The following is a 23,550-nucleotide window of genomic DNA, read 5'->3' on the forward strand; positions in this document are numbered from 1 at the left end:
GGGACCCGCAGATGAAGTACACGAACCGCTTCCGCACGCCCGTGCTCGCCCTGGTCGCAGGGGCGCTGCTGTCCACGGCGGTGGCCGTGCAGCCGGCCTCGGCGCACGACCCGTCCTTGCGGAGGCTCGCCGACCGGGCCGGCGTACGCATCGGCACCGCAGTGGACATGAACGCGCTGGCCGAGGACCGCAGGTACCGCGGGACGACCGCACGCGAGTTCGACTCGGTGACCGCCGAGAACGTCATGAAGTGGGAATCGGTGGAGCCGCAGCGCGGCGTCTACGACTGGAAACCGGCCGACGACCTCGTCCGCTATGCCCGCGCCCACGGGCAGGTCGTCCGCGGCCACACCCTCGTCTGGCACAGCCAGCTGCCGGGCTGGCTGACGTCCGGGGTGGCGGACGGGTCGATCGGCTCGGCGGAGCTGCGGGGCATTCTGCGGAACCACATCACGACGGAGGTGAAGCGGTACAAGGGGAAGATCCAGCAGTGGGACGTGGTGAACGAGGTCTTCGAGGAGGACGGCAGCCTGCGGAATTCCATCTGGTTGCAGGAGCTGGGGCCCTCCTACATCGCGGACGCCTTCCGTTGGGCCCACGCCGCCGACCCGAAGGCGAAGCTCTTCCTCAACGACTACAACGTGGAGGGCGTCAACGCGAAGTCCACGGCGTACTACGAACTGGCGAAGCGGTTGCGGGCGGAGGGCGTGCCCGTGCAGGGGTTCGGCATCCAGGGGCATCTCGCGATCCAGTACGGATTCCCGGAGCAGGTCGCGGAGAACCTGGCCCGGTTCGGGGCGCTGGGGATGCGGACGGCGTTCACGGAGGTCGACGTGCGGATGATCCTGCCGGTGGATGCGACGAAGTCGGCGACCCAGGCGAGTTACTTCCGGAAGCTGCTGGATGCCTGCCTGGGGGCGCGGAGCTGCACGTCGTTCACGGTCTGGGGCTACACGGACAGGTACTCGTGGGTGCCGGGTGTCTTCGGCGGTCAGGGGGCGGCGACGCCGATGGACGAGGAGTACGGGCGGAAGCCGGCGTACGGGGCGCTGCGGGCGGGGTTGGCCGACGGCCGTCGCAAGTAGTGCCTACTCATCGCCTCCCGCTTCCGTGGGTCGGTAGCGGCTTCTGAACAGGGCCCGGTCGCCCATGAACTGACCCGTCATGGCCGCGGCGGCGAGCCGGTCCGCGAAGCGGTCGTAGGCCGCGTACTCGCTGTCGGAGAGGGTGACGCGGCGTGTGCCCCCGGCGAAGCGGTCGGGGGTGAGCGCGGCGGCCAGGGTCTCGACGTCCTCGTCGGGGGCGAGGGCCAGGACCGCGACGGTCCGGTCGACCGGCCGACGTACTCGCCGGGGCTCGCCACGCTCTCGATGTCCGCCGAGCCGTCGGGGCGGTGGGTGACGCGGAGTGAGGGCGCGCCCCAGGGCGCGCAGGTCCTCCTCGTCCACGGTGACAGGGTGCAGCGGGACGAGCGGTGTGCCGTCCGGGGCGCGCAGCGCGCTGCCGCGGGCGGGGTCCGCGGTGGCGCCCTTCAGGGACCGGCTGCTGCGCAGAGCGGGCGGGAGCGCGCGGTGGACGTTTCCCCAGGCGTCGAGGCTCCTCGGCGCGTCCAGGCCGGTGAGGTTCTCCAGCCCCGGCGGGTAGGCGGGCGCGATGTGCTCGCCCTCGCCGTTCTCCCGGGCGACCCGGGCCGCGTGGGAGGGCCTCTCGGTGGCGGGGGAGTCGGTCGAAGTGGCTGCGTCGGCGGCCGTCCACTCGGTTTCGTCATCTCGACGAGATTATATCGTCAGGTCGACGATATGTCGAGGTCTTCGTCCAGGTCTTCGCGAGACCGCCGCCGGAGGTGCTTCCGAACTGTGTCGGGGGCATGACCACGTCATTGGTAATCTGCCGCCTTCCGTATCCGCGCCCTTTGAAGAGGTGTGAATGAAGTCAGGCAGACGAACCGTCGCGGTGGCCGCGCTCGTGGGGGCGCTGGGATTCTCGGTGCTGAACGCGCCGGCGGCCCACGCGGCGGACACCGGAATCACCGTGTCGGACATCGTCATCAACATGGGCAAGCCGATCGTGGTGGGAACGTCCAAGGAGGTGCGGCCGCCCATCAGCTTCAACATCGCCCTGCCGCCCGGGTACAGCACCGCGGACCCGTTCCGCTACAGCGCGCACCCCTTCATCTACCGCGGCAGCCCGAAGACGGCCGCCGAGAGCGCTGACAACTACATAGGGCCGGGCATCTACACCTGCTTCGAGACCGACTCCAAGCACGCCCGGTGCGAGGGCACCTTCCACATCGACCCGCACCCGAGCCGGAAGCAGGTCAACTCCAACAACGACGCCACGACCTGGAAGGTCGCCGTCGTGCTGCGTCTGTGGAAGGCCAACGGCGGACTCAAGACCGAGGAGTACGAGACCCGGTCCAAGACCGTGCAGCTCAAGCGCGCGGCCAAGGTCACCGTCGACGCCACGCCGGAGACGGTCACCAAGGGCAGGAAGATCACCGTCACGGGCAAGCTGACCCGGGCGAACTGGAGCACCAAGAAGTACGGCGGCTACAGCGGCCGTACGGTCAGCCTCCAGTACCGCGCCTCGGACGCCACCTCCTTCAAGACGGTCAAGAAGGTCACCACCAGCGGCACCGGCGCCCTGAACACCACGGCCACCGCCTCGGCCGACGGCTTCTACCGCTGGGTGTACCACGGCAACTCGACGACCGACGTCGCCACCAGCCCGGCGGCCTACGTCGACGTGCGCTGACCTCCGGCGGTCAGCGGAGCGTCGATGTCTCGCCGCCCTCGGCCCTCGTGAGCGCGACCCCCGCCAGACCGCGCAGCCTGCGTTCCGCCACGGCGGTCAGCTCGGCGGCGGCCGGTGGGGTCCGGCCCAGGCCGATGGCGTAGCGGGCGGGGGCCGTGGTGAAGGGGCGGGGCCAGGCGTGGCACTCCGGGGCCGCCTCGGCGAGGTCGGTGATCAGGGCCCGCATCCTGCCCCGTACCCGGCCCTCGTCCGCACCCTCTTCCACCGTCACGATCGCCCAGGCGGCGTGGCGGCGGTGGAGTGGGGGAGGGGCGAGGAGGTCGGCCCACGGACAGCCCTCCTCCAGCAACTCCCAAGCCCGGAACAGCTCCTGCGTGATCAGGTCGCGCATGCCCGTCGTGACCTGGTCCGTGCACGGGCGCACCGGGGCCGAGGGTGTCGCGATGGTCAGGGGGAGGGCCTGGGAGGACTCGGTCGTGGGTCCCACCGGCTCACGCCAGTCCCACGCCGCCCACGTCGCGAAGAAGTGCCGTAGGAGGTCGGCCGGCGGCAGGTCGCCCGCCTCGCTCGCGGTGCGGGCCGCCAGGACGGACCAGGCCAGGCCCGGCAGGCCGCCGAACGGTGCCGAGTCCAGGCCCCGCGCCTTCGCCCAGGCCTTGACCTGCCTGGCCAGCCGGGCGAAGGCCGGCCCGTGGGCGCCCGCCGAGGCGAGTACCGCGTCGGCGTCGCTCACCGCGCTGAGCGCGATCGCCGCCGCCTCGCCCAACTCGGCCCGGCGGTCCACCGCCTCCGTGGGGTCCAGCGATCCGGTGGCCACGACGGCCAGGTCCACGTCCAGCCCGTCCAGCCGCAGCCGCAGACCGGGTACGCGCGCCCCGACCACCTCGCGCACGTCGCCGGCCTCACGCGTCGCCTCGCTCAAATCCGCCTGTACAGCGGCGAGTTCGACCGTACCGGGCAGGGCCGCCACCAGGTCCAGGTCCGCGCCGGGCAGCGCGCAGCCCATGCGCCGGGAGCCGACGACATGCACGACGCCGCCGGGGAACGCGTCCGCGACGAGGCGAGTGACCCGGTCCGCCACGGCGGCGTCGCCGACCTCGCCGACCTCGTCGTCCCCGCCGATCTCGTACGGTGTCGGCTCCTCCCGCCAGCGCACCTCTCCCGTCCCCAGGCTCACCGTCCCCCGCACCCGCATCGGCTCGTCCCCGCGTCGCGACAGCAGCGCCAGCTCGCCGACCCTGGCCGGCATGGGGGCGAGCCGGGCCGCGCAGACGGCGGCCAGGGTGTTCGGGTCGGTGGCGCGGCCCAGGCTCAGGTGCGGGGTGAAGCCCTCGTGGCGGCCGCGGCAGCGCGGGAAGTGGCGTACGAGGGTGCTGTGCAGCTCGGCCCAGGGCTCCTCGCCGACCGCCGCCGGGTCGAGCCACACCGTCGCGTCGTCCCGGTGGCCGAACCAGTGCACGCCCTCCAGCCGGGCGTCGAACGGAGTCGTCGTGGCCGTCGCGAGCACCGCGGCCGCCTGCTCGAAGGCGTGTTCCGGTACGAAGCCGAAGAGCAGGTTCACATGCGGGGGCCAACGGTGGATCTGCGGGTCGTGCTCCCGGCGGATGTCCTGCAGCGGCGGCCACAGCTCCTCGGGAGGGAGCCACGCCAGGGCTGTACGGGGTGTCGGCCGGGCGTCGAGGCATGCGAAGGCGGTGTCCGGGGCGTCAGGCCCCACCTCCGCCCGTACGCCGTAGTGGTCCGAGATGTACAGCCCGTCCGGCGAGGGCGCGTCCCCGTACAGGTCGGCCGACCGCACCCCCAGACCCTGCCCGCGCACCAGCACCCGGTCCAGCCGTGACACCCGCCCCGTCAGGGAGGAGACCGCCGCCAGCGGGTTGGCGCCCGGGTCGAAGGTCGGCGTCATGTCGTCCGGGCCGTGCGTCTCGCTCCACGCGTCCCGCATCCCGAGCGTCAGCTGGGGTGTGTCGCCGCCGTCGTTGAAGTCGCCCAACAGGACCAGATCGGCTTCCAGGGCCGCCAGTCCCTCGGCCAACCGGGTTAGTTCGGCGGTGCGGCGACCGGCACCGTTCTCGGAATGATCGCTGCTCAGGTGGGTGGCCGCGATGACGAGGGGCCGCGTGGCTGTCTCCACCACGATCGCGGTCACCGCCTTGTGCGGGCCCAGCGCGTGGAACGCGGCCTCGCGGACCGGCAGCCGGCTCAGGAGCAGCAGACCGCACTCGTCCACGTCCCGCCCGCGCGGGTCCGTCCCCAGCGTCCAGCCCGCCCGCACCCAGGGCTCGCGCAGCAGCATGGCCAGCAGCTCCGGCTCGACCTCCTGCAACGCGATCACGTCGACCTCGGCGTCACGCAGGGCACGCAACAGCAGCGGCCTGCGCCCGGCGCTGTCGATCAGGTCGGCGTCGTACCGATCCCAGAGGGTGTTCCAGGTCAGCACCCGTACACCTTCGGAGCCGGCGCCTCTCGGTGAGCGGGTGGGCACCCAGCTCTCCCCGTCCCACGCGTGCGGCGTGCGCGCCGTGAAGAACGGCGCCCGGAGCAGACGGGCCTCCCGTACGCGCCCCGCCTCCGTCGCGTCGATCCGGTCCACACCCGTCGCCCGGTCCCAGACCACCTCGCCGTCCGCCTCGAAGAACAGCACCCGGTGCCACGGGATCTCGCCGCCGGGCACGAACGCGGGCAGGGGGACCCGCTTGGGCGGGGCGTTCCGCTGAAGGACGCCGAGCACGAAGCGGGCCGGGTCGAAGCGCGCGTCCCAGCGCACCCGGTGATAGATCTCCTCGCTCGTACGCACGGTTCCTCAGACCTCTTCCTCTATGGTCCCGCTCGCCCCGATGTACCAGGTGCGGTGCGCGTCGCCCGGATACGGCGGGGCGAAGCGGCGCAACTGCGCCGTGAGCACCTCGGGCGGTACCGGGTGCTCGCGGCGGGTGTTGCGTCGGATCAGCTCGGCCTCGTCGACCAGGACCACGGCATGGGTGATCAGGGCGTTGCGGCGGTGGGCGACCGCGTGCACCAGCGAGCGCTGCTGATGGTTGAGCGAGGTGGCGTCCCACACCACCGTCCCGTCGGCGGCCAGCGCCCCGTCCAGCCGGTCGAGCCCCGCGCGCAGCACGTCCGGGTTGGCCCGCTGGTCGGCCCGTGCGCCGCGCGCCTCGCGCAGATCGTCCAGCGACACGTACGCGTCCACGCCCGTGAGCCCCCGGGCGAACGTGCTCTTGCCGCTGCCCGCCGGACCGACCAGCTGGATCAGCCTCGGGAAGGCCCCCGACCGCCACCGCCACGTCGCGGCGACGGCCTCGTCGGCGGCTCCGGAGCCGCCCCCGCCCATCCGCCCCCGCGCATACGCCTCCCGCGCTTCGGCCCGGCAGCGGACGGCCGCGTCGGGCGGCAGCCCGGCGAACGCCTCCCGCAGGGCGCCCTCGTCCAGGCCCGGCACCTCCTCGGCGTGCAGCGCCGACCACTCCACCTGCTCGCGCGCCTCGTCCGTCACCGCCGTGGCACGGGCGACCGCGTGCAGCAGCCCGAGGTCGGCGGCGAGGGACAGCCGGGCCAGGCCGGTCCGGCGGTCCTCGTCCGGATACGGCCGGTGCAGCGCGGGGTGCAGCCCCACGAGGTCGGCGACCCGGCGCGCGAGCGGCATACCCACGACCCCGGCCAGCCGCGCCGCGAGCCGGGCCCGCCGGCCGCCGTGGTCGTGGCCGTGCAGCAGCGCGGCCAGTACGCCGACGAGCCGGTCGTCGCCGGTCCGCCCGGCCGCATCGAAGCGGGCGACGGCCTCCCGGTCCCCCTCGGCGGGCAGCCCGACGGCCTCCGCCAGCGCCCCCGCGTCCACGGGCGCCCCGGAACGCACCGCCCACAGCGGGGCCCCCGCCCCGAGGCCGTTCTCGACGACGGCCGCGTGCATCCAGTGCGTGTCCGTCCGTACATGCCCCGCCCGCACCCACTTGGCGACGCGGGCGCCGAACTCCTCCGCGCCGAAGCCGTCCACGACCCGGACGACGTACCCCTCCTGCCGCCCGAGGTCCAGCCGCAGCGCGCGCAGCGCCCGCTCGTCGAACACGCCCCGCCACAGCACGCGCGGCACGGGGACCCCGAGTCCGCGCAGAAAGGCCACCGTCCGGTCCCAGTCCAGGCAGCGCCCGTCCCCGTCCCACACCGAGAAGCCGTAGAACCAGCTGTCCAGGTCGTCGTAGGGGATGGAGTGGCGGGCGAACATGTTCTCCCCGCACACCCGCCAGCCCGCCGGAACGGCGTGGCCGACGCGGGCCTGGAGCGCCTTGACCCAGGTACGGGAGGGGTGGTGCGCGGAGTCGAGTGAGCGGGCGTGCAGGCCGTCGGCGTACAGCGTGGTGTTCTCGCCGTCGAGCTTCTCGGTCACGACGACCTCGCGACCGCGCAGGCCGGACAGGTCGGTGACCCGGAGATCATCGGCGGTCGCGCCGGGGGACCAGGGCAGATGCCTGGTCCGCGGGTAGTGCGTACGCATCGTGAACGTTCCCCCGTGACAGCCGACGTACCTGATCAGCGTAGGAGCGCGCGGCAGCGGCGAGCGAGCGGATTACCGGCGGCTCGGGGTCCCGTCATCAACCAGGCCGGGTGAAGCCGGTCCCGTCGTGAAACCCCTTCCCCGGCCTCCGCGAGCGCTCCACTCGTGGCCCCGGTCCCTCGGTGGAACGGCGCCGGGTTTGACCTGCGTCACTCTCGGGGTAGTCTCTCCGGCTCGATTGGCGGAGCCCCTGCCCTGTATGGCAGACTAGCGGGGTTGCTCGGTCGAGTGTTGATGCTGCGCGCCTCCCGCCGGGAGGACTGGAAGCGAGTCCCACGGTACTCGTCGCCTTAACTGCCTTACGGCAGCGCTGGGGCGGACGTACGGGAATCTTCCGGGAAGTGTCAGTGCGGCACAGACCAGGCACCCGGTGGGCCTTCCGCCCCCGGCCCGCGGTTCCGGAAGGGCCGTGTTTCCCGGATGGGGATGCTCGAACCAAGGGGCATCTGTGTCAGTGGAAGCGCGACACACCCGACCGCGTGGGTCGGAGGAGCGGGTGACGGAACACCGGGTTCCAGAGCGTTAAACGAGACAAAGGACTACTGAGTAGCCATGGCGGGACAGAAGATCCGCATCCGGCTCAAGGCCTACGACCACGAGGTCATCGACTCCTCGGCGAAGAAGATCGTCGAGACGGTGACCCGCACTGGTGCGTCGGTCGCGGGCCCGGTGCCGCTGCCCACTGAGAAGAACGTGTACTGCGTCATCAAGTCGCCGCACAAGTACAAGGACTCGCGCGAGCACTTCGAGATGCGCACGCACAAGCGCCTGATCGACATTCTCGACCCCACCCCCAAGACCGTTGACTCTCTGATGCGACTCGACCTCCCGGCCGGTGTCGACATCGAGATCAAGCTCTAGGGGTCGGTGAGCTGAGAATGGCTAAGCAGATCAAGGGCATCCTGGGCGAGAAGCTCGGCATGACGCAGGTGTGGGACGAGAACAACCGTGTTGTTCCGGTCACCGTCGTCAAGGCCGGCCCCAACGTCGTGACCCAGGTTCGTACGAACGACGTCGACGGCTACGAGTCGGTCCAGATCGCCTTCGGCGAGATCGACCCGCGCAAGGTGAACAAGCCCCTCAAGGGCCACTTCGCCAAGGCCGACGTCACCCCCCGCCGCCACCTCGTCGAGATCCGTACCGCTGACGCCAGCGAGTACACCCTCGGCCAGGAGATCACCGCTGAGGTGTTCGAGGCCGGCATCAAGGTCGACGTGACCGGCAAGAGCAAGGGCAAGGGCTTCGCCGGTGTCATGAAGCGTCACAACTTCAAGGGCCTCGGCGCCGGACACGGCACCCAGCGCAAGCACCGCTCTCCCGGCTCCATCGGTGGCTGCGCCACCCCGGGCCGCGTGTTCAAGGGCCTCCGCATGGCGGGTCGCATGGGCAACGAGCGCGTCACCACCCAGAACCTGACCGTCCACGCCGTTGACGCGGAGAAGGGTCTGCTGCTCATCAAGGGCGCGGTTCCCGGTCCGAACGGCGGCCTCGTCCTGGTCCGCACCGCGGCCAAGGGGGCCTGAGGTAACCGATGAGCACTGTTGACATCCTTTCGCCTGCAGGCGAGAAGACCGGTAGCGTCGAGCTCCCCGCGGAGATCTTCGGCGTGGAGAAGGTCAGCATCCCGCTGATCCACCAGGTCGTCGTCGCGCAGAACGCGGCTGCCCGCCAGGGCACCCACAAGACCAAGACCCGTGGCGAAGTCCGTGGTGGTGGCAAGAAGCCTTACCGCCAGAAGGGCACCGGCCGCGCCCGTCAGGGCTCGACCCGCGCGCCGCAGTTCGCCGGTGGTGGCGTCGTGCACGGTCCCGTGCCGCGTGACTACTCGCAGCGGACCCCGAAGAAGATGAAGGCTGCCGCCCTGCGTCACGCCCTCACCGACCGGGCCCGCCACAACCGCATCCACGTCGTCTCCGGCGTGATCGAGGGCGAGGCTCCTTCCACGAAGGCCGCTCGCACGCTGTTCGGCAAGATCTCGGAGCGCAAGAACCTGCTCCTGGTCGTCGAGCGCGCCGACGAGGCCGCGTGGCTGTCCGCCCGCAACCTGCCCCAGGTCCACATCCTGGAGCCGGGCCAGCTGAACACGTACGACGTGATCGTCTCGGACGACGTGGTCTTCACCCAGGCCGCTCTCGAGTCCTTCGTCGCCGGCCCGAAGGCCAACGACACCGAAGGGACTGAGGTCTGATGGCCATCCGTCACCCCTCCATCGCCTCCAAGGCTGCGAAGGCCGCCAAGGCCGCGCGCGTCGCCAAGGCGCGTCGCCACGCCGCCGAGGGCAAGAACACCGTCGTCACCGCGCCCAGCAAGGCGTACACGGACCACCGTGACGTGCTGCTGAAGCCGGTCGTGTCGGAGAAGAGCTACGCGCTGCTCGACGAGGGCAAGTACACCTTCGTCGTCGCGCCCGGCGCCAACAAGACCCAGATCAAGCAGGCCGTCCAGGCGGTCTTCGACGTCAAGGTCGTTGGGGTCAACACGCTCAACCGCATCGGCAAGCGCAAGCGCACCAAGACCGGTTTCGGTCAGCGTGCCGGCTCCAAGCGCGCCATCGTGACCCTTGCCGAGGGCGACCGTATCGACATCTTCGGCGGTCCGACCGCGTAAGCGGGTCGGATCGTCCGATATCGGACGAGGACTGAGAAATGGGAATCCGCAAGTACAAGCCGACTACGCCGGGCCGTCGTGGCTCCAGCGTCGCCGACTTCGTCGAGGTCACGCGGTCCACGCCGGAGAAGTCGCTGGTCCGTCCCCTGCACAGCAAGGGCGGCCGTAACAATTCCGGTCGTGTGACCGTTCGCCACCAGGGTGGCGGACACAAGCGCGCCTACCGCGTGATCGACTTCCGTCGTCACGACAAGGACGGCGTGCCGGCGAAGGTCGCGCACATCGAGTACGACCCCAACCGCACCGCGCGCATCGCGCTGCTGCACTACGCGGACGGCGAGAAGCGCTACATCCTCGCCCCCCGCAACCTGTCGCAGGGTGACCGCGTGGAGAACGGCCCCGGGGCCGACATCAAGCCGGGCAACAACCTGGCGCTCCGCAACATCCCGGTCGGTACCACGATCCACGCGATCGAGCTCCGTCCCGGTGGCGGCGCCAAGTTCGCCCGCTCCGCCGGTGCCTCCGTGCAGCTGCTCGCGAAGGAGGGCGCCTACGCCCACCTCCGCATGCCGTCCGGTGAGATCCGCCTGGTCGACGTGCGCTGCCGCGCCACCGTCGGCGAGGTCGGCAACGCCGAGCAGAGCAACATCAACTGGGGCAAGGCCGGCCGCAAGCGCTGGCTGGGCGTCCGCCCGACCGTTCGCGGTGTGGCGATGAACCCGGTTGACCACCCCCACGGTGGTGGTGAGGGCAAGACCTCCGGTGGTCGCCACCCGGTCAGCCCCTGGGGTCAGAAGGAGGGTCGTACTCGTTCGCCGAAGAAGGCTTCGAACAAGTACATCGTCCGCCGCCGCAAGACGAACAAGAAGCGCTAGGAGCGGGTTTAGATGCCGCGCAGTCTCAAGAAGGGGCCCTTCGTCGACGACCACCTGATCAAGAAGGTGGACGCCCAGAACGAAGCCGGCACCAAGAACGTCATCAAGACCTGGTCCCGTCGCTCCATGATCGTGCCGGCCATGCTCGGCCACACGCTCGCGGTGCACAACGGCAAGACCCACATCCCGGTGTTCGTCACCGAGTCGATGGTCGGTCACAAGCTCGGCGAGTTCTCGCCGACGCGTACCTTCCGGGGTCACGTCAAGGACGACCGGAAGTCGAAGCGCCGCTAACCGCGGATCGCATTCAGACACGTAAGTAACTGAGAGGGACAACCATGGAAGCCAGGGCCCAAGCGCGGTACATCCGCGTCACGCCCATGAAGGCCCGCCGCGTGGTGGACCTTATCCGTGGCATGGACGCCACGGAGGCTCAGGCGGTCCTGCGATTCGCCCCGCAGGCCGCTTCCGTGCCCGTCGGCAAGGTGCTCGACAGCGCCATCGCCAACGCCGCGCACAACTACGACCACCCGGACGCCACGTCGCTGTTCATCAGCGAGGCGTACGTCGACGAGGGTCCGACCCTGAAGCGGTTCCGGCCGCGCGCCCAGGGCCGTGCCTACCGGATCCGCAAGCGGACCAGCCACATCACCGTGGTCGTCAGCAGCAAGGAAGGAACCCGGTAATGGGCCAGAAGGTTAACCCGCATGGGTTCCGGCTCGGCATCACCACGGACTTCAAGTCCCGCTGGTACGCCGACAAGCTGTACAAGGACTACGTCAAGGAAGACGTCGCCATCCGTCGGATGATGACGTCCGGCATGGAGCGCGCCGGTATCTCGAAGGTTGAGATCGAGCGCACCCGTGACCGTGTCCGCGTGGACATCCACACCGCGCGTCCGGGCATCGTCATCGGCCGCCGTGGCGCCGAGGCCGACCGCATCCGCGGTGACCTCGAGAAGCTCACGGGCAAGCAGGTCCAGCTGAACATCCTCGAGGTCAAGAACCCCGAGACGGACGCTCAGCTGGTTGCTCAGGCCGTCGCCGAGCAGCTCTCCTCCCGCGTCTCCTTCCGCCGCGCCATGCGTAAGAGCATGCAGTCGGCGATGAAGGCCGGCGCCAAGGGCATCAAGATCCAGTGCGGTGGCCGCCTCGGCGGCGCCGAGATGTCCCGCTCGGAGTTCTACCGCGAGGGCCGTGTGCCCCTGCACACGCTCCGCGCGAACGTGGACTACGGCTTCTTCGAGGCCAAGACGACCTTCGGCCGCATCGGCGTGAAGGTCTGGATCTACAAGGGCGACGTCAAGAACATCGCCGAGGTCCGCGCCGAGAACGCCGCTGCCCGCGCCGGCAACCGCCCGGCCCGTGGTGGCGCTGACCGCCCCGCCGGCCGTGGTGGCCGCGGTGGCGAGCGTGGCGGTCGCGGTCGTAAGCCGCAGCAGGCTCCCGCTGCCGAGGCCCCCAAGGCCGAGGCTCCGGCTGCCGCTCCGGCTGAGAGCACCGGAACGGAGGCCTGAGGGACATGCTGATCCCCCGTAGGGTCAAGCACCGCAAGCAGCACCACCCGAAGCGTCGTGGTCAGGCCAAGGGCGGTACGACGGTTGCGTTCGGCGAGTACGGCATTCAGGCCCTCACGCCGGCGTACGTGACCAACCGCCAGATCGAGGCGGCCCGTATCGCGATGACCCGCCACATCAAGCGTGGCGGCAAGGTCTGGATCAACATCTACCCGGACCGCCCGCTCACGAAGAAGCCCGCCGAGACCCGCATGGGTTCCGGTAAGGGTTCGCCCGAGTGGTGGATCGCGAACGTTCACCCGGGTCGGGTGATGTTCGAGCTGTCCTACCCGAACGAGAAGATCGCCCGTGAGGCCCTGACTCGCGCCGCCCACAAGCTGCCGATGAAGTGCCGGATCGTCAAGCGCGAGGCAGGTGAAGCGTGATGTCGGCCGGTACCAAGGCGTCCGAGCTGCGCGAGCTGGGCAACGAGGAGCTTCTCAACAAGCTCCGCGAGGCCAAGGAAGAGCTGTTCAACCTCCGCTTCCAGGCGGCGACGGGGCAGCTCGAGAACCATGGCCGTCTGAAGGCGGTCCGCAAGGACATCGCGCGGATCTACACCCTGATGCGCGAGCGTGAGCTGGGCATCGAAACGGTGGAGAACGCCTGATGAGCGAGAACAACGTGACTGAGAACACTGAGGCGCGCGGCTTCCGCAAGACCCGCGAGGGTCTCGTCGTCAGCGACAAGATGGACAAGACCGTCGTCGTCGCTGTCGAGGACCGCGTCAAGCACGCGCTGTACGGCAAGGTCATCCGCCGTACGAACAAGCTCAAGGCGCACGACGAGCAGAACGCCGCGGGTGTCGGCGACCGCGTCCTCCTCATGGAGACCCGGCCGCTGTCCGCGACGAAGCGCTGGCGCGTCGTCGAGATCCTCGAGAAGGCCAAGTAATTTCCTGCGGGGGTAATCCCGCAGGTCAGTTCCGCCAGGCTCGGGGCGGGTGTGCAACTTTCGCACCCGCCCCGGGAACCGGCAGACAAACAGGAGATAGACGTGATCCAGCAGGAGTCGCGACTGCGTGTCGCCGACAACACTGGTGCGAAGGAAATCCTTTGCATCCGTGTGCTCGGTGGCTCCGGTCGCCGCTACGCGGGCATCGGTGACGTCATCGTCGCCACCGTCAAGGACGCGATCCCCGGTGGCAACGTGAAGAAGGGTGACGTCGTCAAGGCGGTCATCGTTCGCACCGTCAAGGAGCGCCGCCGTCCGGACGGCTCGTACATCCGCTTCGACGAGAACGCCGCCGTCATTCTGAAGAACGACGGCGACCCTCGCGGCACCCGCATCTTCGGCCCGGTCGGGCGTGAGCTGCGCGAGAAGAAGTTCATGAAGATCATCTCGCTGGCTCCGGAGGTGCTGTAAGCATGAAGATCAAGAAGGGCGACCTGGTCCAGGTCATCACCGGTAAGGACAAGGGCAAGCAGGGCAAGGTCATCGCGGCCTTCCCCCGCGAGGACCGTGTTCTGGTCGAGGGTGTCAACCGGGTCAAGAAGCACACCAAGGCCGGTCCGACCGCCAGCGGTTCGCAGGCCGGCGGCATCGTCACGACCGAGGCGCCGATCCACGTCTCCAACGTCCAGCTGGTCGTTGAGAAGGACGGCAAGAAGGTCGTGACCCGCGTCGGTTACCGCTTCGACGACGAGGGCAACAAGGTTCGCGTTGCCAAGCGGACGGGTGAGGACATCTGATGGCTACCACCACCACTCCGCGTCTCAAGACGAAGTACCGCGAGGAGATCGCGGGCAAGCTGCGTGACGAGTTCCAGTACGAGAACGTCATGCAGATCCCCGGCCTCGTCAAGATCGTGGTCAACATGGGTGTGGGCGACGCCGCCCGCGACTCGAAGCTGATCGAGGGCGCCATCCGCGACCTCACCACGATCACCGGTCAGAAGCCGGCCGTCACCAAGGCCCGTAAGTCCATCGCGCAGTTCAAGCTGCGTGAGGGCCAGCCGATCGGTGCCCACGTCACGCTCCGTGGCGACCGCATGTGGGAGTTCCTGGACCGCACCCTGTCGCTCGCGCTCCCGCGCATCCGCGACTTCCGTGGTCTGTCCCCCAAGCAGTTCGACGGCCGTGGCAACTACACCTTCGGTCTCACCGAGCAGGTCATGTTCCACGAGATCGACCAGGACAAGATCGACCGCACCCGGGGTATGGACATCACCGTGGTGACCACGGCGACCAACGACGCTGAGGGCCGTGCGCTCCTCCGTCACCTCGGCTTCCCCTTCAAGGAGGCGTGAGCGAGATGGCGAAGAAGGCTCTGATCGCGAAGGCTGCTCGTAAGCCTAAGTTCGCCGTGCGCGGCTACACCCGCTGCCAGCGGTGTGGCCGTCCGCACTCCGTGTACCGCAAGTTCGGCCTCTGCCGCGTGTGCCTTCGTGAGATGGCTCACCGTGGCGAGCTGCCGGGCGTGACCAAGAGCTCCTGGTAATCCCCACTTTCAGGGATTCCCGAAGCTCTCGGTAAGCACTGGGCGTGTCAGGCGCCCACCCTTCCATGGCTTAGGCTTGGAGGGTTGGGCGCCTGTTGCCGCCCGTACGACTTACTACGCCGTAGGTCCACCGCGCCGCACCCGCCCCGTCTCGGATCGGGGAGAGGGATGGTGCACCAGGAAACCCCGGCGAGAGAGGCCGAAGGCCAATTCATGACCATGACTGATCCGATCGCAGACATGCTTACGCGTCTGCGGAACGCGAACTCGGCATACCACGACTCCGTGACGATGCCGGCATCGAAGATCAAGTCTCACATCGCGGAGATCCTCCAGCAGGAGGGCTTCATCACGGGCTGGAAGGTCGAGGACGCCGAGGTCGGCAAGAACCTCGTCCTGGAGCTGAAGTTCGGCCCCAACCGTGAGCGCTCCATCGCGGGCATCAAGCGGATCTCCAAGCCCGGTCTCCGGGTTTACGCGAAGTCCACCTCCCTGCCCAAGGTGCTGGGTGGCCTCGGCGTGGCGATCATCTCCACGTCCCACGGGCTCCTCACCGACAAGCAGGCCGGCAAGAAGGGCGTAGGCGGAGAAGTCCTCGCCTACGTCTGGTAGCGGAAGGGAACGGAGGAAACAGCTATGTCGCGCATTGGCAAGCTCCCCATCACGGTTCCCGCCGGCGTGGACGTCACCATCGACGGCCAGACGGTCTCGGTCAAGGGCCCCAAGGGCACGCTGACCCACACCGTCGTTTCGCCGATCGAGATCGCCAAGGGTGAGGACGGCGTTCTGAACGTCACCCGCCCCAACGACGAGCGTCAGAGCAAGGCCCTGCACGGCCTGTCCCGCACGCTGGTGGCGAACATGATCACCGGCGTGACCCAGGGTTACGTGAAGAAGCTCGAGATCAGCGGTGTCGGTTACCGCGTGCAGGCCAAGGGTTCGAACCTCGAGTTCGCGCTCGGCTACAGCCACCCGATCACCGTCGAGGCGCCCGAGGGCATCACCTTCAAGGTGGAGGCTCCGACCCGTTTCTCGGTCGAGGGCATCGACAAGCAGAAGGTCGGCGAGGTTGCGGCCAACATCCGCAAGCTGCGCAAGCCCGACCCGTACAAGGCCAAGGGCGTCAAGTACGAGGGCGAAGTCATCCGCCGCAAGGTCGGAAAGGCGGGTAAGTAAGCCATGGCATACGGTACGAAGATCGCTAAGGGCGACGCTTACAAGCGTGCTGCCATCAAGCGGCGCCACATCCGGATCCGTAAGAAGGTCAACGGTACGGCTGAGCGTCCCCGCCTGGTCGTGACCCGCTCGAACCGCCACATCGTGGCCCAGGTGATCGACGACCTCAAGGGTCACACCCTTGCGTCGGCGTCCACCCTGGACTCGTCGATCCGTGGTGCGTCGGAAGACAAGTCGGCCCAGGCCGGCAAGGTCGGCGCACTGGTCGCCGAGCGTGCCAAGGCCGCTGGTGTCGAGGCCGTCGTGTTCGACCGTGGTGGTAACCGGTACGCGGGTCGCATTGCGGCCCTCGCCGACGCCGCCCGCGAGGCCGGGCTCAAGTTCTGAGCTCGCTGCGTAGCTAGCGGAAAGAGAGAGGTAAATCCAATGGCTGGACCCCAGCGCCGCGGTGGCGGTGCCGGTGGCGGCGAGCGGCGGGACCGGAAGGGCCGTGACGGCGGCGCAGCTGCCGCCGAGAAGACCGCGTACGTTGAGCGCGTTGTCGCGATCAACCGCGTCGCCAAGGTTGTGAAGGGTGGTCGTCGCTTCAGCTTCACCGCGCTGGTCGTGGTGGGCGATGGTGACGGCACCGTGGGTGTCGGTTACGGCAAGGCCAAGGAGGTGCCGGCCGCCATCGCCAAGGGTGTTGAGGAGGCCAAGAAGCACTTCTTCAAGGTCCCCCGTATCCAGGGCACCATCCCCCACCCCATCCAGGGTGAGAAGGCTGCCGGCGTCGTCCTGCTCAAGCCCGCGTCCCCCGGTACCGGTGTTATCGCCGGTGGCCCGGTGCGTGCCGTGCTCGAGTGCGCCGGTATCCACGACGTGCTGTCGAAGTCGCTCGGCTCCGACAACGCGATCAACATCGTGCACGCGACCGTGGCGGCCCTGAAGGGTCTGCAGCGTCCCGAGGAGATCGCGGCCCGCCGTGGTCTGCCCCTCGAGGACGTCGCCCCCGCGGCTCTGCTCCGTGCGCGTGCCGGGGCGGGTGCGTAATCATGGCGCAGCTCAAGATTACGCAGGTCAAGTCCTACATCGGCAGCAAGCAGAACCACCGCGACACCCTGCGCTCCCTTGGTCTCAAGGGCATCAACACGCAGGTCGTCAAGGAGGACCGCCCCGAGTTCCGCGGCATGGTGCACACCGTCCGCCACCTCGTGTCGGTCGAGGAGGTCGACTGATCATGGCGGAGAACAACCCGCTCAAGATCCACAACCTCCGTCCCGCCCCGGGCGCCAAGACCGCCAAGACCCGTGTGGGTCGTGGTGAGGCGTCGAAGGGTAAGACGGCCGGTCGTGGTACCAAGGGTACGAAGGCTCGTTACCAGGTTCCGGAGCGCTTCGAGGGTGGCCAGATGCCCCTCCACATGCGTCTTCCGAAGCTGAAGGGCTTCAAGAACCCGTTCAAGACCGAGTTCCAGGTCGTGAACCTCGACAAGCTGGCCGCGCTCTACCCCGAGGGTGGCGAGGTCACCGTCGAGGGTCTGGTGGCCAAGGGTGCGGTTCGCAAGAACAGCCTCGTCAAGGTCCTGGGCCAGGGCGAGATCTCCGTGGCGCTGCAGGTGACGGTCGACGCCGTCTCCGGCTCCGCCAAGGAGAAGATCACCGCCGCCGGCGGTTCGGTCACCGAGCTCATCTGAGTTCACGACTGACGCAGCAGAGCCTGGCCGATGCCCCTCGCGGGCGTCGGCCAGGCTTTTTTGTTGCTCGGTGCGCGGGTGGTTCGCTGGTGTGGGCTCTGCGAACACCGCCCTGGAGCCGGTCAGGCCGCCGCGGCCTCCAGGCCCCGTGCCTTCAGACAGGCCTGCAGCCGGCTTTCGACATTGAGTTTGGCGAGCACCTGGGTCACGTACATCTTGACCGTGGTCTCCTTGATGCCGAGGGTTCGCGCAATGCGGTGATTGCTCAGGCCGCCGGAGAGAAGGTTGAGTACTTCCTGTTCCCGCGGGCTCAGTTGCGGGAATTGAATGCGGCCATGGATGAGTTCCGCGGCCAAGTCCTGCGGAAAATACGTGAATCCCGCGAGAGCTGCGGAAAAGGCGCGGTCGAAGTCCTCGGGGGTCGCCATGGAAGGCAGGAACGCACAGAGGCCCGCCGATACGTTCGGCGGGTTGACACGTGAATGGGTCGAGTCGTCATAAGTGATGAATCGACATCCCCCGGTCAATTGCCGGAGGCGGGTGAAGGTCGCCGGTTCTCCGTCGGGCAGACAGACGGGTCCGAACAGGACGATGTCGGGTCTGAGGCGGACGGCCGCGGCGTAGAGCGCGGAGACCGTGCTCGCGGCGACCGCGGTCACGTACGGGAATCGCTCGACTATGTGGACCATGCCGAGTGTGCGCATGGGGTGGTCGTCAACGACAAGGACAGCGGCACTCTTCGTCTGGTTCATAGCCCCCGTGGCTCCAATGGCGAAGTGGGGGCGGAAATGCTGTGGTCGGTCCTCCGCCCCGAGCGTGATCGGGAGTGTAACCGAGCCGTATTGACCAGCGGGGGTCAATTGAGTGGAATATGAGCTTCCGATTTGCGTCCGCCATGAGGGGCGAAGGGGCGTTGGAGCCGCTCAGGAGGAGCCGTCCACAGGTCGGCAGCTCTCCCAGCCCTTGCGCCAGCCGGGGAGCGCCGAGGTGTCGCGGACCGAGGTGTCCCGAATGGTGGAGCCGACCTCTCCGTTCGGACCCTTGATCTCCACGACCCGGTCCGGATACGTGCCGCCCTTGTCCGTGTACTCCGTGGTCATCATGCCTGCCGGGATCTCCCAACGGGCCACGCCGTGGGCCAACTTCTCGGCGTCGTCCGGAACAGCACGCGGGCCGAAGTACTGGGTGACGATCAGGTCGAGGCTGTCCGGGCGAGGATCCGGAGTGGCCTCGTCGACCGCCTGGCAGGTGTCCCAGTTCCGAACGGTCATCGACTCCGGGTGATCCGAGTCCCAGAGGCGCTCCTCCAGGACCCTGCCCTCGCTCGTGGTGACGAACCTGGCCCTGCTGACCGCGTCGGACCGGTGCTCGGCGAAGATGTCCACATGGCGGTCGGCCGACCCGGACTCCTCGGTGTCGACCAGCGTCGTCTCGTCGAACTGGATGTGGGTGAAGGCCGCTCCGGTCCTGTCGCCGTCCGGTCCGTCATCGGGAGCCGCGAAGGCGATGGCCCCGCCCGTCACCGCCACGGCCACCGCGAGCGCCGCCAAGGTTCTCTTCATCATGATGACCTGGTCCTGATCGGTTGATGGATCAGCGAGCGGGGCCGCTCATACGGTGATGAACGGCCCCGGCACACCCTGCGGGAGCCGCGTCAGCAGCTGAAGCGGCGCTCCGGCCCGTTGCCCCGGCCGACCCGCGGCTCGTCGCCGGTCCAGCCGCCCTTGACGGTGCCCGCCACCCGGTAGGTGAAGGTGCCCTTGCCCTGGCACTTCCACTGGAGGATGCGGTCCTTCTTGCGGTTGCCCGCCCAGGTGTCCTTGTCCAGGGCCCGCCAGCCGTCCCAGCGCTTGTACTGGAGGGTCGCGCTGAGAGAGAAGCCGGAGCAGCTGTTCACGGTGTGGTACTTGGCGCGCGCGTGGTCGCTCCGGCCGACCTTCGCGATGTTCTCCTTCCACGGCTTGCCCAGCGCGACGTTGCACGTGGCGGCCGCCGCCGCGGGCGTGGCCTCCTTCTGCGCGCTCACCACGGAGGTGGTCTTCGCGGGAGCCGGTGCGGACGCCGCGATGGCACCGGTCGAACCCACCAGCAGGGCGACGCCGGCGGCGCCCGCGACAGTCAGTGACTTGATCATGCGTAGTTCCCCGTTTGTTCGGCTGCAAATGTGTGGATCCGGTACCACCGGAGCCGCTCGAACAGTCTTCGGGGAACTACAGGCCGTGTCATCACGTTCCTTGGTCGGCAACACGCTCGACGAAAGTCTGATGTCCAAAAGGGAGGTGCCCATCCGGTCAACGGCCGCTGGCATGCCACATCGAGTGTTTCCTGCTCGCCCCAGGGGCCGGTAGGGTAGCCGCTGTTAGTATCCCGGCAGTCTGCGCTCATCTCATTGGGCTGCCGTGTCCTGTACTCACTCACTTACCTAAATCGTCACCCTCACGCGCGTAACGCGGGGGTCGCAGGAGGCACCGTGCTCACCGCGTTCGCCCGGGCGTTCAAGACGCCCGACCTGCGCAAGAAGCTGCTCTTCACGCTCGGCATCATCGTGATCTACCGGGTCGGTACGCACATTCCGATCCCGGGCGTCAACTACAAGTCTGTCCAGTTCTGCATCGACCAGGCGAGCCAGACCCAGGGCACCTTGTTCGGCTTGGTCAATATGTTCAGTGGTGGCGCGCTGCTGCAGATCACGATCTTCGCGCTCGGCATCATGCCGTACATCACGGCGAGCATCATTCTGCAGCTGCTGACCGTGGTGATCCCGCGCCTGGAAGCCCTCAAGAAGGAGGGCCAGGCCGGTACGGCGAAGATCACGCAGTACACGCGTTACCTGACGGTGGCCCTCGCCATCCTGCAGGGCACCGGCCTCGTCGCCACCGCCCGCAGCGGCTCGCTGTTCAACGGCTGCCAGCTGGCCGACCAGATCGTGCCGGACCGCTCGATCTACACCACCATCGTCATGGTCGTCACCATGACCGCCGGTACGGCCGTCGTCATGTGGCTCGGTGAGCTCATCACCGACCGCGGCATCGGCAACGGCATGTCGATCCTGATGTTCATCTCGATCGCCGCCACCTTCCCGGCCGCGCTGTGGACGATCAAGAAGCAGGGCGACCTCGCCGACGGCTGGATCGAGTTCGGCACCGTCATCGCCGTCGGCCTCGTCATGGTCGCGCTCGTCGTCTTCGTCGAGCAGGCCCAGCGCCGTATCCCGGTGCAGTACGCGAAGCGCATGATCGGCCGCCGGTCCTACGGCGGTACCTCGACGTACATCCCGCTGAAGGTGAACCAGGCGGGTGTGATTCCCGTCATCTTCGCCTCCTCGCTGCTCTACATCCCTTCGTTGATCGTGACCTTCTCCGACTCCACTGCGGGCTGGGCGAGTTGGGTGCAGAAGAACCTCGCGGACACCGCGGCGCCCGTGCACATCACGATCTACTTCTTCTTGATTGTCTTCTTCGCCTTCTTCTACGTGGCCATCTCGTTCAACCCCGAGGAAGTCGCGGACAACATGAAGAAGTATGGTGGCTTCATCCCGGGCATCCGGGCTGGCCGACCGACCGCTGAGTACCTCAGCTACGTACTCAACCGGATCACCTGGCCGGGTTCGCTGTACCTGGGTCTGATCGCTCTTGTTCCGACGATGGCGTTGGCTGGTTTCCAGGCAAACCAGAACTTCCCGTTCGGCGGTACCAGCATCCTGATCATCGTGGGTGTGGGTCTGGAGACGGTGAAGCAGATCGAGAGCCAGCTCCAGCAGCGCAATTACGAAGGGTTCCTCCGCTGATGCGAATCGTCCTCGTCGGGCCGCCCGGTGCCGGCAAGGGAACACAGGCCGCGTTCCTTGCCAAGAACCTGTCGATCCCGCACATCTCCACGGGCGACCTCTTCCGTGCCAACATCAGCCAGCAGACGGAGCTCGGCAAACTCGCCAAGTCCTACATGGACGCGGGGAACCTGGTACCGGACGAGGTCACCATCGGGATGGCCAAGGACCGCATGGAGAAGCCCGACGCGGAGAACGGCTTCCTGCTCGACGGCTTCCCGCGGAACGTCTCGCAGGCCGAGGCCCTCGACGAGATGCTCCAGTCCGAGGGCATGACGCTGGACGCCGTTCTCGACCTGGAGGTCCCCGAGGAGGAGGTCGTCAAGCGGATCGCCGGCCGGCGCATCTGCCGCAACGACTCTGCGCACGTCTTCCACGTCACCTACAAGAAGCCGCAGGCCGACGGTGTCTGCGACCTCTGTGGCGGCGAGCTGTACCAGCGCGACGACGACTCCGAGGAGACCGTCCGCACGCGCCTGGAGGTCTACCACACGCAGACCGAGCCGATCATCGACTACTACAAGGCCCAGGGCCTCGTGGTGACGATCTCGGCGCTCGGCAAGGTGGACGAGGTCACCGAGCGCGCCATGGATGCGCTCAAGAGCGAGGACGGCGCCAAGTAAGGTCGTCGGCGGTACTCCGGCCGCGGTGCCCGACAAGGGCATCGCGGCCGTACTGTTGTGTAGGCAATCCCCCCGCAAAAGCCCCTGAGGCAGAGAAGACGGAGAGCGCAGGCCCCCATGGTGCAGATCAAGAGCCCCGAGCAGATCGCCAAGATGCGCGAGGCGGGGCTGGTCGTCGCCGCCATCCACGCGGCCACCCGTGAGGCGGCCGTGCCGGGCGCCTCCACGAAGGACCTCGACGACGTGGCCCGCAAGGTGCTCGCGGAGCACGGCGCCAAGTCGAACTTCCTGGGGTACGGCGGCTTCCCGGCCACGATCTGCACATCGGCCAACGAGGTCGTGGTCCATGGCATCCCGAGCGACGAGGTCGTCCTGAAGGACGGCGACATCATCTCCATCGACTGCGGCGCGATCGTCGACGGCTGGCACGGTGACGCGGCGTACACCGCCTTCGTCGGCTCCGGACACGCTCCGGAGCTCCTGGAGCTCTCCCGGGTGACCGAGGAGTCCATGTGGGCCGGGATCGCCGCGATGAAGCAGGGCAACCGCCTCGTGGACATCTCCCGGGCCATCGAGACGTACATCCGCCGGCAGCCCAAGCCGGGCGGCGGCAAGTACGGCATCGTCGAGGACTACGGCGGCCACGGCATCGGCACCGAGATGCACATGGACCCGCACCTGCTGAACTACGTCGAGCGGCGGCGCGGCAAGGGCCCGAAGCTGGTGCCCGGCTTCTGCCTGGCGATCGAGCCGATGGTGTCCCTCGGCACACCGAAGACCCAGGTCCTGGCCGACGACTGGACGGTCGTGACGACGGACGGCACGTGGTCCTCCCACTGGGAGCACAGCGTCGCGCTGACCGAGGCGGGACCGCTGGTGCTCACGGCTCCCGACGGCGGCAAGGCGAAGCTGGCGGAGTACGGGGTCACGGCGGCGCCGGATCCGTTGGGCTGAGGTCGGCTTGCGGGCCCTTGGTCCGTGTGGGCCGGCGGGGCCGCAAAACAGGGGCAAAGGAAGCGCATGAACCGATCTTGAAAGCGCATGGTTCGCTTTTGTGTTCGATGGCGGGTCTAGTCTCTTCGCCCTTGCCACGGTGGTGGGTGTCGCGCCCGCCTCCGCGTCCGCGAGTGGCTGTCACTCGTCCGCCTGTGTGCGTGTCGAGGGCTCGAAGCTCCACGTCGACTGGATCAAGGCCTACTCGGGTGACGAGCGGTTCCACGGCAAGTTCAAGATCTACGCGGAGAAGGCGCACTACGTGAAGTGGTCGCCGCTGGCCACGTACTACAACACCGGCACGCGGCAGACCTTCTACAAGGTCAACATCGACAAGAACTGGCCCGACGGCACCGACGTCTGCGTCCAGGCCTTCGTCGAGGGCACCGCCTCCAACGGGACCGCCTGTGTGACGGTCCACGACTAGGACGTGCCGTAGTCGTACCCGATCGGCCCGCCCCGTCCGTCGCGCATA

33 protein-coding genes are annotated in these 23,550 nt (G+C 68.3%); 27 read left to right on the top strand and 6 right to left on the bottom strand.

Annotated elements, in window-relative coordinates:
- The first annotated feature begins 11 nt into the window (after window positions 1-11).
- Complete coding sequence (locus SGFS_RS35220) at window positions 12-1,085, top strand: endo-1,4-beta-xylanase (protein WP_286256223.1); 1,074 nt, start codon at window positions 12-14, stop codon at window positions 1,083-1,085.
- A gap of 3 nt (window positions 1,086-1,088) precedes the next feature.
- Here the strand turns inward: SGFS_RS35220 and SGFS_RS35225 are convergent, their stop codons facing one another.
- Window positions 1,089-1,448 (bottom strand): hypothetical protein, encoded by a 360-nt coding sequence (locus tag SGFS_RS35225; RefSeq protein WP_286256224.1) that lies wholly within the window; start codon window positions 1,446-1,448, stop codon window positions 1,089-1,091.
- Window positions 1,449-1,926: 478 nt separating this feature from the next.
- Here SGFS_RS35225 and SGFS_RS35230 point away from each other — a divergent pair, with 478 nt between their 5' ends.
- Complete coding sequence (locus SGFS_RS35230) at window positions 1,927-2,754, top strand: hypothetical protein (protein WP_286256225.1); 828 nt, start codon at window positions 1,927-1,929, stop codon at window positions 2,752-2,754.
- A 10-nt stretch (window positions 2,755-2,764) separates the two neighbouring features.
- Here SGFS_RS35230 and SGFS_RS35235 read toward each other — a convergent pair whose 3' ends face one another.
- Complete coding sequence (locus tag SGFS_RS35235; protein WP_286256226.1) at window positions 2,765-5,551, bottom strand: poly(A) polymerase; 2,787 nt, start codon at window positions 5,549-5,551, stop codon at window positions 2,765-2,767.
- A 6-nt stretch (window positions 5,552-5,557) separates the two neighbouring features.
- Complete coding sequence (locus tag SGFS_RS35240; protein WP_286256227.1) at window positions 5,558-7,246, bottom strand: RNA ligase family protein; 1,689 nt, start codon at window positions 7,244-7,246, stop codon at window positions 5,558-5,560.
- A 612-nt stretch (window positions 7,247-7,858) separates the two neighbouring features.
- On the opposite strand from SGFS_RS35240, the gene rpsJ reads away from it, so the two are divergent.
- From rpsJ to rplO, 21 genes are all read left to right on the top strand, one after another.
- Window positions 7,859-8,167: a 30S ribosomal protein S10 gene (gene rpsJ, locus SGFS_RS35245; protein ID WP_003948644.1), complete on the top strand. Its 309-nt coding sequence runs from the start codon at window positions 7,859-7,861 to the stop codon at window positions 8,165-8,167.
- A gap of 17 nt (window positions 8,168-8,184) precedes the next feature.
- Complete coding sequence (rplC, locus tag SGFS_RS35250; RefSeq protein ID WP_020135811.1) at window positions 8,185-8,829, top strand: 50S ribosomal protein L3; 645 nt, start codon at window positions 8,185-8,187, stop codon at window positions 8,827-8,829.
- Between the two features lie 8 nt (window positions 8,830-8,837).
- On the top strand, window positions 8,838-9,494 hold the full coding sequence (rplD, locus tag SGFS_RS35255; protein ID WP_286256228.1) for a 50S ribosomal protein L4: 657 nt from the start codon (window positions 8,838-8,840) through the stop codon (window positions 9,492-9,494).
- A complete protein-coding gene (gene rplW, locus SGFS_RS35260; protein ID WP_286256229.1) occupies window positions 9,494-9,913 on the top strand; it encodes a 50S ribosomal protein L23 in 420 nt (139 codons plus the stop codon). Before rplD ends, rplW begins: the two co-directional genes overlap by 1 nt.
- Window positions 9,914-9,951: 38 nt before the next feature.
- Window positions 9,952-10,788, top strand: coding sequence for a 50S ribosomal protein L2 (rplB, locus tag SGFS_RS35265; protein WP_286256230.1), 837 nt, complete (start codon window positions 9,952-9,954; stop codon window positions 10,786-10,788).
- Between the two features lie 12 nt (window positions 10,789-10,800).
- Window positions 10,801-11,082, top strand: coding sequence for a 30S ribosomal protein S19 (gene rpsS, locus SGFS_RS35270; protein ID WP_003992359.1), 282 nt, complete (start codon window positions 10,801-10,803; stop codon window positions 11,080-11,082).
- 44 nt (window positions 11,083-11,126) lie between these two features.
- Window positions 11,127-11,474, top strand: coding sequence for a 50S ribosomal protein L22 (gene rplV, locus SGFS_RS35275; RefSeq protein ID WP_030046377.1), 348 nt, complete (start codon window positions 11,127-11,129; stop codon window positions 11,472-11,474).
- The gene (gene rpsC, locus SGFS_RS35280; RefSeq protein WP_037747976.1) at window positions 11,474-12,304 is read left to right on the top strand and encodes a 30S ribosomal protein S3; all 831 of its coding nucleotides are present in this window, start codon (window positions 11,474-11,476) and stop codon (window positions 12,302-12,304) included. Before rplV ends, rpsC begins: the two co-directional genes overlap by 1 nt.
- A gap of 5 nt (window positions 12,305-12,309) precedes the next feature.
- Window positions 12,310-12,729, top strand: a complete 420-nt coding sequence (rplP, locus tag SGFS_RS35285) for a 50S ribosomal protein L16 (RefSeq protein WP_004927269.1) — start codon at window positions 12,310-12,312, stop codon at window positions 12,727-12,729.
- The gene (rpmC, locus tag SGFS_RS35290) at window positions 12,729-12,953 is read left to right on the top strand and encodes a 50S ribosomal protein L29 (protein ID WP_059079052.1); all 225 of its coding nucleotides are present in this window, start codon (window positions 12,729-12,731) and stop codon (window positions 12,951-12,953) included. The genes rplP and rpmC overlap by 1 nt, the downstream gene beginning before the upstream one ends.
- Window positions 12,953-13,237, top strand: a complete 285-nt coding sequence (gene rpsQ / locus SGFS_RS35295) for a 30S ribosomal protein S17 (RefSeq protein WP_004984524.1) — start codon at window positions 12,953-12,955, stop codon at window positions 13,235-13,237. The genes rpmC and rpsQ overlap by 1 nt, the downstream gene beginning before the upstream one ends.
- Window positions 13,238-13,339: 102 nt before the next feature.
- Window positions 13,340-13,708, top strand: coding sequence for a 50S ribosomal protein L14 (gene rplN, locus SGFS_RS35300; RefSeq protein ID WP_003998823.1), 369 nt, complete (start codon window positions 13,340-13,342; stop codon window positions 13,706-13,708).
- A gap of 2 nt (window positions 13,709-13,710) precedes the next feature.
- On the top strand, window positions 13,711-14,034 hold the full coding sequence (gene rplX / locus SGFS_RS35305; protein ID WP_045559456.1) for a 50S ribosomal protein L24: 324 nt from the start codon (window positions 13,711-13,713) through the stop codon (window positions 14,032-14,034).
- Window positions 14,034-14,591, top strand: a complete 558-nt coding sequence (gene rplE, locus SGFS_RS35310) for a 50S ribosomal protein L5 (protein WP_055710750.1) — start codon at window positions 14,034-14,036, stop codon at window positions 14,589-14,591. Before rplX ends, rplE begins: the two co-directional genes overlap by 1 nt.
- Before the next feature lie 5 nt (window positions 14,592-14,596).
- Window positions 14,597-14,782: a type Z 30S ribosomal protein S14 gene (locus tag SGFS_RS35315; RefSeq protein WP_049567381.1), complete on the top strand. Its 186-nt coding sequence runs from the start codon at window positions 14,597-14,599 to the stop codon at window positions 14,780-14,782.
- Window positions 14,783-14,995: 213 nt separating this feature from the next.
- On the top strand, window positions 14,996-15,394 hold the full coding sequence (gene rpsH / locus SGFS_RS35320; RefSeq protein WP_013001411.1) for a 30S ribosomal protein S8: 399 nt from the start codon (window positions 14,996-14,998) through the stop codon (window positions 15,392-15,394).
- Window positions 15,395-15,418: 24 nt separating this feature from the next.
- Window positions 15,419-15,958: a 50S ribosomal protein L6 gene (gene rplF / locus SGFS_RS35325; RefSeq protein WP_286256231.1), complete on the top strand. Its 540-nt coding sequence runs from the start codon at window positions 15,419-15,421 to the stop codon at window positions 15,956-15,958.
- Window positions 15,959-15,961: 3 nt separating this feature from the next.
- Window positions 15,962-16,345: a 50S ribosomal protein L18 gene (rplR, locus tag SGFS_RS35330; protein ID WP_005481210.1), complete on the top strand. Its 384-nt coding sequence runs from the start codon at window positions 15,962-15,964 to the stop codon at window positions 16,343-16,345.
- 39 nt (window positions 16,346-16,384) lie between these two features.
- Window positions 16,385-16,990 carry a 30S ribosomal protein S5 gene (rpsE, locus tag SGFS_RS35335; protein WP_003992370.1) on the top strand — a complete coding sequence of 202 codons (606 nt, stop codon included), beginning with the start codon at window positions 16,385-16,387 and terminating at the stop codon, window positions 16,988-16,990.
- 2 nt (window positions 16,991-16,992) lie between these two features.
- Window positions 16,993-17,175 carry a 50S ribosomal protein L30 gene (gene rpmD / locus SGFS_RS35340; protein ID WP_006140898.1) on the top strand — a complete coding sequence of 61 codons (183 nt, stop codon included), beginning with the start codon at window positions 16,993-16,995 and terminating at the stop codon, window positions 17,173-17,175.
- A gap of 2 nt (window positions 17,176-17,177) precedes the next feature.
- Window positions 17,178-17,633 carry a 50S ribosomal protein L15 gene (gene rplO, locus SGFS_RS35345; protein WP_055517269.1) on the top strand — a complete coding sequence of 152 codons (456 nt, stop codon included), beginning with the start codon at window positions 17,178-17,180 and terminating at the stop codon, window positions 17,631-17,633.
- A 122-nt stretch (window positions 17,634-17,755) separates the two neighbouring features.
- On the opposite strand, the gene SGFS_RS35350 is transcribed toward rplO, so the two are convergent.
- The 3 genes from SGFS_RS35350 to SGFS_RS35360 form a co-directional block, all read right to left on the bottom strand.
- Window positions 17,756-18,385, bottom strand: coding sequence for a LuxR C-terminal-related transcriptional regulator (locus SGFS_RS35350; protein WP_286256232.1), 630 nt, complete (start codon window positions 18,383-18,385; stop codon window positions 17,756-17,758).
- Window positions 18,386-18,556: 171 nt separating this feature from the next.
- On the bottom strand, window positions 18,557-19,198 hold the full coding sequence (locus SGFS_RS35355; protein ID WP_286256233.1) for a hypothetical protein: 642 nt from the start codon (window positions 19,196-19,198) through the stop codon (window positions 18,557-18,559).
- An 89-nt stretch (window positions 19,199-19,287) separates the two neighbouring features.
- Window positions 19,288-19,767, bottom strand: coding sequence for a hypothetical protein (locus SGFS_RS35360; protein ID WP_286256234.1), 480 nt, complete (start codon window positions 19,765-19,767; stop codon window positions 19,288-19,290).
- Between the two features lie 336 nt (window positions 19,768-20,103).
- Here SGFS_RS35360 and secY point away from each other — a divergent pair, with 336 nt between their 5' ends.
- The 4 genes from secY (at window position 20,104) to SGFS_RS35380 (ending at window position 23,502) form a co-directional block, all read left to right on the top strand.
- The gene (secY, locus tag SGFS_RS35365; protein ID WP_286260228.1) at window positions 20,104-21,420 is read left to right on the top strand and encodes a preprotein translocase subunit SecY; all 1,317 of its coding nucleotides are present in this window, start codon (window positions 20,104-20,106) and stop codon (window positions 21,418-21,420) included.
- A complete protein-coding gene (locus SGFS_RS35370) occupies window positions 21,420-22,082 on the top strand; it encodes an adenylate kinase (protein ID WP_286256235.1) in 663 nt (220 codons plus the stop codon). Before secY ends, SGFS_RS35370 begins: the two co-directional genes overlap by 1 nt.
- Before the next feature lie 117 nt (window positions 22,083-22,199).
- Window positions 22,200-23,036, top strand: coding sequence for a type I methionyl aminopeptidase (map, locus tag SGFS_RS35375; protein WP_286256236.1), 837 nt, complete (start codon window positions 22,200-22,202; stop codon window positions 23,034-23,036).
- Window positions 23,037-23,175: 139 nt separating this feature from the next.
- Window positions 23,176-23,502: a hypothetical protein gene (locus tag SGFS_RS35380; protein ID WP_286256237.1), complete on the top strand. Its 327-nt coding sequence runs from the start codon at window positions 23,176-23,178 to the stop codon at window positions 23,500-23,502.
- Window positions 23,503-23,550 lie beyond the last annotated feature (48 nt).

The sequence above is a fragment of the Streptomyces graminofaciens genome, assembly GCF_030294945.1.
In the GTDB taxonomy this organism is placed as follows: domain Bacteria; phylum Actinomycetota; class Actinomycetes; order Streptomycetales; family Streptomycetaceae; genus Streptomyces; species Streptomyces graminofaciens.

What these genes read in the sequence shown, in the direction of transcription:
- SGFS_RS35220 (WP_286256223.1), top strand. Translation starts at nt 12, where the DNA reads ATGAAGTACACGAACCGCTTCCGCACGCCCGTGCTCGCCCTGGTCGCA.
- SGFS_RS35230 (WP_286256225.1), top strand. Translation starts at nt 1,927, where the DNA reads ATGAAGTCAGGCAGACGAACCGTCGCGGTGGCCGCGCTCGTGGGGGCG.
- SGFS_RS35240 (WP_286256227.1), bottom strand. Translation starts at nt 7,246, where the DNA reads ATGCGTACGCACTACCCGCGGACCAGGCATCTGCCCTGGTCCCCCGGC.
- rpsJ (WP_003948644.1), top strand. Translation starts at nt 7,859, where the DNA reads ATGGCGGGACAGAAGATCCGCATCCGGCTCAAGGCCTACGACCACGAG.
- rplC (WP_020135811.1), top strand. Translation starts at nt 8,185, where the DNA reads ATGGCTAAGCAGATCAAGGGCATCCTGGGCGAGAAGCTCGGCATGACG.
- rplD (WP_286256228.1), top strand. Translation starts at nt 8,838, where the DNA reads ATGAGCACTGTTGACATCCTTTCGCCTGCAGGCGAGAAGACCGGTAGC.
- rplW (WP_286256229.1), top strand. Translation starts at nt 9,494, where the DNA reads ATGGCCATCCGTCACCCCTCCATCGCCTCCAAGGCTGCGAAGGCCGCC.
- rplB (WP_286256230.1), top strand. Translation starts at nt 9,952, where the DNA reads ATGGGAATCCGCAAGTACAAGCCGACTACGCCGGGCCGTCGTGGCTCC.
- rpsS (WP_003992359.1), top strand. Translation starts at nt 10,801, where the DNA reads ATGCCGCGCAGTCTCAAGAAGGGGCCCTTCGTCGACGACCACCTGATC.
- rplV (WP_030046377.1), top strand. Translation starts at nt 11,127, where the DNA reads ATGGAAGCCAGGGCCCAAGCGCGGTACATCCGCGTCACGCCCATGAAG.
- rpsC (WP_037747976.1), top strand. Translation starts at nt 11,474, where the DNA reads ATGGGCCAGAAGGTTAACCCGCATGGGTTCCGGCTCGGCATCACCACG.
- rplP (WP_004927269.1), top strand. Translation starts at nt 12,310, where the DNA reads ATGCTGATCCCCCGTAGGGTCAAGCACCGCAAGCAGCACCACCCGAAG.
- rpmC (WP_059079052.1), top strand. Translation starts at nt 12,729, where the DNA reads ATGTCGGCCGGTACCAAGGCGTCCGAGCTGCGCGAGCTGGGCAACGAG.
- rpsQ (WP_004984524.1), top strand. Translation starts at nt 12,953, where the DNA reads ATGAGCGAGAACAACGTGACTGAGAACACTGAGGCGCGCGGCTTCCGC.
- rplX (WP_045559456.1), top strand. Translation starts at nt 13,711, where the DNA reads ATGAAGATCAAGAAGGGCGACCTGGTCCAGGTCATCACCGGTAAGGAC.
- rplE (WP_055710750.1), top strand. Translation starts at nt 14,034, where the DNA reads ATGGCTACCACCACCACTCCGCGTCTCAAGACGAAGTACCGCGAGGAG.
- SGFS_RS35315 (WP_049567381.1), top strand. Translation starts at nt 14,597, where the DNA reads ATGGCGAAGAAGGCTCTGATCGCGAAGGCTGCTCGTAAGCCTAAGTTC.
- rpsH (WP_013001411.1), top strand. Translation starts at nt 14,996, where the DNA reads ATGACCATGACTGATCCGATCGCAGACATGCTTACGCGTCTGCGGAAC.
- rplF (WP_286256231.1), top strand. Translation starts at nt 15,419, where the DNA reads ATGTCGCGCATTGGCAAGCTCCCCATCACGGTTCCCGCCGGCGTGGAC.
- rplR (WP_005481210.1), top strand. Translation starts at nt 15,962, where the DNA reads ATGGCATACGGTACGAAGATCGCTAAGGGCGACGCTTACAAGCGTGCT.
- rpsE (WP_003992370.1), top strand. Translation starts at nt 16,385, where the DNA reads ATGGCTGGACCCCAGCGCCGCGGTGGCGGTGCCGGTGGCGGCGAGCGG.
- rpmD (WP_006140898.1), top strand. Translation starts at nt 16,993, where the DNA reads ATGGCGCAGCTCAAGATTACGCAGGTCAAGTCCTACATCGGCAGCAAG.
- rplO (WP_055517269.1), top strand. Translation starts at nt 17,178, where the DNA reads ATGGCGGAGAACAACCCGCTCAAGATCCACAACCTCCGTCCCGCCCCG.
- SGFS_RS35350 (WP_286256232.1), bottom strand. Translation starts at nt 18,385, where the DNA reads ATGAACCAGACGAAGAGTGCCGCTGTCCTTGTCGTTGACGACCACCCC.
- SGFS_RS35355 (WP_286256233.1), bottom strand. Translation starts at nt 19,198, where the DNA reads ATGATGAAGAGAACCTTGGCGGCGCTCGCGGTGGCCGTGGCGGTGACG.
- SGFS_RS35360 (WP_286256234.1), bottom strand. Translation starts at nt 19,767, where the DNA reads ATGATCAAGTCACTGACTGTCGCGGGCGCCGCCGGCGTCGCCCTGCTG.
- SGFS_RS35370 (WP_286256235.1), top strand. Translation starts at nt 21,420, where the DNA reads ATGCGAATCGTCCTCGTCGGGCCGCCCGGTGCCGGCAAGGGAACACAG.
- map (WP_286256236.1), top strand. Translation starts at nt 22,200, where the DNA reads ATGGTGCAGATCAAGAGCCCCGAGCAGATCGCCAAGATGCGCGAGGCG.